The organism is Mesorhizobium temperatum, assembly GCF_002284575.1.
GTDB classification, from domain to species: domain Bacteria; phylum Pseudomonadota; class Alphaproteobacteria; order Rhizobiales; family Rhizobiaceae; genus Mesorhizobium; species Mesorhizobium temperatum.
In genome coordinates, this window is record NZ_NPKJ01000063.1 from 1 (window position 1) to 5,406 (window position 5,406).

Annotated in this window: 5 protein-coding genes and 1 pseudogene; 3 read left to right on the plus strand and 3 right to left on the minus strand. The window is 61.8% G+C overall.

Translation table 11 applies throughout. The features are described 5' to 3' along the window. Together CIT26_RS24310 and CIT26_RS24315 are read right to left on the minus strand one after the other, a co-directional pair. Positions 1–258 (minus strand): annotated as a pseudogene (locus CIT26_RS24310) (hypothetical protein); the annotation flags it as partial. Between the two features lie 140 nt (positions 259–398). After that, the gene (locus CIT26_RS24315; RefSeq protein WP_095494926.1) at positions 399–1,370 is read right to left on the minus strand and encodes an AraC family transcriptional regulator; all 972 of its coding nucleotides are present in this window, start codon (positions 1,368–1,370) and stop codon (positions 399–401) included. Between the two features lie 500 nt (positions 1,371–1,870). On the opposite strand from CIT26_RS24315, the gene CIT26_RS24330 reads away from it, so the two are divergent. The 3 genes from CIT26_RS24330 to CIT26_RS24340 all read left to right on the plus strand — a co-directional run bounded on the left by CIT26_RS24330 (position 1,871) and on the right by CIT26_RS24340 (position 5,003). Then, positions 1,871–2,698: an alpha/beta fold hydrolase gene (locus tag CIT26_RS24330; RefSeq protein ID WP_095494927.1), complete on the plus strand. Its 828-nt coding sequence runs from the start codon at positions 1,871–1,873 to the stop codon at positions 2,696–2,698. 127 nt (positions 2,699–2,825) lie between these two features. Then, the gene (locus CIT26_RS24335) at positions 2,826–4,547 is read left to right on the plus strand and encodes a tetratricopeptide repeat protein (RefSeq protein WP_095494924.1); all 1,722 of its coding nucleotides are present in this window, start codon (positions 2,826–2,828) and stop codon (positions 4,545–4,547) included. Between the two features lie 150 nt (positions 4,548–4,697). Then, positions 4,698–5,003 carry a hypothetical protein gene (locus tag CIT26_RS24340; RefSeq protein WP_143747900.1) on the plus strand — a complete coding sequence of 102 codons (306 nt, stop codon included), beginning with the start codon at positions 4,698–4,700 and terminating at the stop codon, positions 5,001–5,003. A gap of 36 nt (positions 5,004–5,039) precedes the next feature. Here the strand turns inward: CIT26_RS24340 and CIT26_RS24345 are convergent. Next, positions 5,040–5,406: ATP-binding cassette domain-containing protein (locus tag CIT26_RS24345; protein ID WP_143747901.1), on the minus strand; the 367-nt coding region annotated here is incomplete at its 5' end.

Here is a 5,406-nt window from a genome sequence, read left to right on the forward strand (position 1 = left end):
CAGAAGCCCTTCGGTGATGACCTGGCCGACGGTCATGCGCGGCGACAGCGAACCGAACGGGTCCTGGAAGACCAGCTGCAACTCACGCCGCAGCGGCCGCATGTCCTGACGGTCGGCGGCGGAAATACTGCCGGGTGGAGTAGCGACGGTCGCTGATACGGGGCCGCCTTCCATCCCGCTGATGGGAGAAGCAGATAAAGCTGCAGCGCCTTCCAGCGCAATCGGCGATTTTGTCAGAAAGATATCCGTCACAATCAAGGCGTGCGCCGCAACCCAGTTGTGAGCACGCTGCTCAATTGACCTGTCGGGTTGGCGATGGCCGAAGGCACAGTCAAGTGGTTCGATCCGCCAAAGGCGGCGTAGGACCAAAATGACGGCCGCACGGCTCCTCATACATATCAGGAAACGGCGTTCACGCCCGACTGCAGTTTGCGCCAGGCCATGGGGGGCATGTCGAATGCCCGTCTGAAGGCCCGATTGAACGCGGCTTCCGATTCGTAGCCGATCTCAAAAGCGATACGGGCGATGGATTCATGGGAGCCCTTCAATCGCTGGGCGGCGACCTGCATTCGCCAATTCGCCAGGTAGCGCATTGGCGGCTCGCCTATGAGGCTCGTGAATCTCTCGGCAAACGCGGAGCGCGATAATCCGATTTCCTGCGCAAGCTCCTCCGTGGTCCAGCGGTGCGTCATACGGCTGTGGAGAAGTGCAAGCGCCCGCCCCACCGCGGGATCGCGCAAGCCGGCGAGCCATCCGTTCGCCTCTGGTGGCAGCGACCTTACGTAACGGCGCACCGCCTCCACGAACAGCAGTTCGGCAAGCTTGGCAAGCACGGCCGGCGACTCGATGCGGCCTTCCGCCAACTGATGCGCGGCAAAGCGGAACGAGCTTTCGATCCAGCTGTCAGAAGCGCCCTCCTCCACGCCAATTTTGAGCATCCTGGGCAAGATACCGCAGATCGCCGTGTTGGGTGTATTCGTGCCGAGGTAACCGCACAGGATTTGCGTCCGCTCGCCACCGCCTCCGTAGACGATGCGCGCCATTCCCCCTGCTCCTGCAGGCTGGATCAGGAAATGGGCGTTGACCGGCCTGAGATTGGCCGCACTGCCGAGAACATGCCCGTCGTTGCGCGGCATCAGAATGATCTCGCCGGCCTGGACCAAAACTGGCGCATGCCCATCCGTCTGCAGGACGAGGCGACCGGCAGTCACGTAATGATAGGCAATCAGCTGGACCGGGGGCGGCATGAAAGGGCTGCAGTCTTCGGGCGCGACCTGCGAGGTCACGCACCAGGGTGCGGTGAACTCGGCCTCCAGAAAGACACCCCCCGTAAGCTCCATCGTCCTGCAGATATCCAGCAGCGTATCCATGACCACCTCGTATTCCGGCGGATCGGGCAAGAGAACCGGCGTCCCCGCCATTCTAAAAGGACGCGAGCTGCATCATAACCCATCGCAACAGGACCGTAATCAATATCCGCGCGAAGAGCTCGTGACGGATCCCGCGCGCCGAATGCGTCAGCGGTTATGGATGCTGTCGCCCATCAGAGGACACATAGATGACCGACTTCAGACATCGTCTGCCGCAGCTCAGTGGCGACACCTTTTTGACCGATGCCGGGATCGAGACGACGCTGATGTTCCTAGAGGGTTTCGACCTCCCCTATTTTGCGGGCAGGCCACGGAGCTGGATGGCGGGAACCGATCGAGCTTGGCCTTCAATATCGAAACCTCGGCAGTCGCTTCCGCCACATCAACGTGCTGGGCGGCTGCGGCACCGATCACCGACACATTGAACAGATCTGCATCCACTGCCCGGAAGCGGGTTGAGAAGGATCACACAGGGCGAGATCGCCCTCAGGGAGGACATCATGAGCGACAATTTGAGATCATATACAATCAGACTCGACAACGGACTTTCGTTTCCATGCGTTGAGCACGGCAATCCCGCCGCGACGCCGCTGCTGCTCCTGCACGGATATACGGACAGTTGGCGTTCGTTTGAGCCTGTGCTGCAGAAGTTCCCGGCTTCGGTCCGCGCGATCGCGTTCACGCAAAGGGGGCACGGCGAAGCGGGGAAACCCGCCGAAGGCTACACCCCCAGAGATTTCGCTTCAGATGCCGTGGCGCTGCTTGACCGATTGGGCATTGGCCGCGCGGTTATCGCCGGCCACTCGATGGGCAGTTTCGTCGCGCAGCGGATTGCGATCGATCATCCCGACCGGGTCGCGGGGCTCGTCCTCGAGGGCTCGTTTCCGGCAATGACGGGCAATGCTGGCGTGGATGAGCTCTGGCGGGAGGTTGAGCATTTCACAGATCCCATCGAAAGGGACTTCGCCTTTGCTTTTCAAAGCAGCACACTCGCGCAACCAATCCCGCGCGCGCTTCTTGAAACCTTCGTCGACGAAAGCCTAAAGACCCCCGCTCGCATATGGAAGAACGCATTGAGGGGGCTGATGGACGCCGACCATACGGCGGAGCTTACACTCATCCGGGCGCCAACGCTGGTCATGTGGGGCGCGGCCGATGCATTGTTTCCGCGCTCGGATCAGGACGTGCTCCTCGCACGGATTCCAGGCGCCCAGCTGTCGCTCTACGACCGGGCCGGCCACTCGATCCATTGGGAGGAGCCGCTTCGCTTCGCTTCGGATGTCGCTGCGTTCGTCGAGGCCAGGACTACGTCCCAACAAGCCGCCTAGGCGCTGACAAGCGCAGCCAACAGGCTCCCGCTGCAGCCGCGGGCGCCGGCATTTCTTCACCAATCATCCTCCCGCGGACGCGCCATCGCTTCAGCGACGGGGAAACTATGACCGAAAGGAAAAGAACATGCAGTCCAACAGGAAAATTTCATTACGTGCCTTGGCCGGTTCTTTGATGCTTGCCACCTCGATGCTTGCCGTGACCGCATCGGCGCACGAGCAGACCAAGACCGAGTTGTACAAGCCTGGCGTCAGCTATGCCGCAGGCAGCGGGAAACCGACCGAAGGCGAACGACCGCCGCTCTACCAAGGGCTCGGCGACCTCACCATGCCGATCACCACAAAGAGCAAGGAGGCACAGGCCTATTTCGACCAAGGCCTGCGGCTCACCTGGGGCTTCAACCACGCGGAGGCGCGGCGCTCCTTTCAGGAGGCCCAGCGGCTCGATCCGGAATGCGCGATGTGCTACTGGGGCGAAGCCTTCGTGCTCGGGCCGAATATCAACGATGCCATGCACGAAGAAGCGAAAGCCCCTGCCCGTGATGCGATCCAGCGGGCCGAAGCGCTGAAGGCCGGCGTGGGCGGCAAGGAACAGGCGCTGATCGAGGCACTGGCCAAGCGTTACGGCGCCAACCCTGCGGCGAGCCGGCCGCCGCTCGACCGGGCTTGGGCGGAAGCCATGGGCAACTTGGCCAAGGCCTATCCTGACGATGCCAACATTCTCGTGTTTTATGCCGATGCGCTGATGAACCTGCAGCCATGGGACTATTGGGAGGCTGACGGGCTGACGCCCAAAGGACAGGGAGGTGAGATCGTGGCCGCGCTGGAGCGTGCGCTCGAAATCGATCCGAAGCATCCTGCAGCGGCGCATCTCTACATCCATGCCGTCGAGGCCTCTGCCGATCCGTCGCGCGCGGAAGCCGTGGCCGACCGCTTGCGGGGCTCCATGCCGGCGGCAGGTCATCTCGTACACATGCCCGCCCATATTTATGCGCGGGTCGGTCGTCACGCCGACTCGATTGCTGTCAACCGTGATGCCATCGCAGCGGACGAAGCCTTCTTGGCACAGTCAGGTGAAGCGGCGAGTGCACTCTATCGCTTCGGCTATTACCCACACAACGTCCACTATCTGCTTGTCTCGGCCCAAATGGCGGGCGTGCGGGACGACGTTATCGGCTCAGCGGAGAAGCTCGCCACGATTACCTCGGACGACGTCTCGCAGAAACTGGCATGGGTACAGGCAATCAAGGCCGCGCCCTTCAGCGCGCATGCCCAGTTCAGCGATCCGGATACGATTCTGGCACTTCCCAGCCCAGGTGACCGCTTCCCCTTCGTCAAAGGCTACTGGCACTATGCGCGCAGTGTGGCTCTCGCCTTCAAGGGCGATCTCGAAGCGGCTTCGTCCGAAGCAGAAGCGATCGAGCAGCTCATCGACAAAGCCGATATGAGCAGCCTTGAAGAGCAGTACCTCCCTGCAAAGGACGTGCTCGGGATCGCCAAGTTCGTCGTCGAAGCCCGCATCGCACAAGCCAGGCGCGACTATGTCGAGGCGGAGCGTCACCTGAACGAAGCGATCCGCCTGCAGGACGGGATCTCGTATATGGAGCCGTCCTACTGGTATTATCCGGTGCGACAGACACTCGGTGCCGTGCTCCTCCAGCAGGGTCGCGCAGAAGAGGCGATCGCCGCCTTCGAAAAGGCGCTTCAGGAGTCGCCGCGCAACGGTTGGGCGTTGTGGGGCCTGCTGAAGGCGCAGACAGCAGGAAACCGAGATACCACCGACACGAAGGCGGCATTTGCCCAAGCTTGGCTCGGCGATGAGAGGCTGCTTTCTCTCGGCCGGCTCTAGCAGCCGGAACACGTTGCAAACGCGAGCGCAGCGCCATCACGGAGGAGTCCTTCGCTTTCACGATGGCCGCTTTCACGATGGCGCGGCCCAATCCAGCCGCGCCTATCCGAAATGACGTTCTCCAAACTTTGCATAACAGAGAGTAGCGCAGTGAATGAGTTTCATCGGAGCCCTGAGCAGGCCGATACGCTTTCCACCATTCATGCGCTATCGGATCGACATTTGAGGGATATCGACCTGAGTAGATCGGGGACCACGTTCGCGGTCTCGGAGGCAACCGACAGCCAAGCGCCTGCGAGCCAGCCGCCGGCAAGCCGCCGTTGGTGGACAAAAGTCAGCAGCGGCGCGCGCAAACTCGCGATGCTTGTTCTGTTGGCGATAACGCTCACGGTTCTGATCGCATTGGCCGCCTTGGCGTATTTGGCTAACGTTTCCATAGTTGACATGCGTCTGTAGCTCCATGGATCGACCAGTCGCTGCGACCCGGCCGCGCTATGCGCTCAAGCGAAACCGTGTGACGTCGATGGCCGCGGCCATCAGCGTCTGCGTGTAGGTAGCTTGCGGATTGCTGAAGATCGCCTCAGTCGGCCCTTCCTCGACGATCTTGCCCTGCTTCATGACGATGATGTAGTCGGCCATGGCGCGCACGACGGCGAGATCATGGCTGATGAACAGGTAGGACAGTTCATGGTCGGCCTGCAGCTTGCGCAGCAGCTCGACGATCTGCTTCTGGACGGAGCGGTCGAGCGCCGACGTCGGCTCGTCGAGGACGACCACTTTGGGCTTGAGGATCATCGCCCGCGCGATGGCGATGCGCTGGCGCTGGCCGCCGGAGAATTCGTGCGGGTAGCGATTGCGC

Bases quoted from the DNA above. Each gene is read 5' to 3' on its own strand.
- CIT26_RS24315 (WP_095494926.1), bottom strand. From the start codon at position 1,370: ATGGATACGCTGCTGGATATCTGCAGGACGATGGAGCTTACGGGGGGT.
- CIT26_RS24330 (WP_095494927.1), top strand. From the start codon at position 1,871: ATGAGCGACAATTTGAGATCATATACAATCAGACTCGACAACGGACTT.
- CIT26_RS24335 (WP_095494924.1), top strand. From the start codon at position 2,826: ATGCAGTCCAACAGGAAAATTTCATTACGTGCCTTGGCCGGTTCTTTG.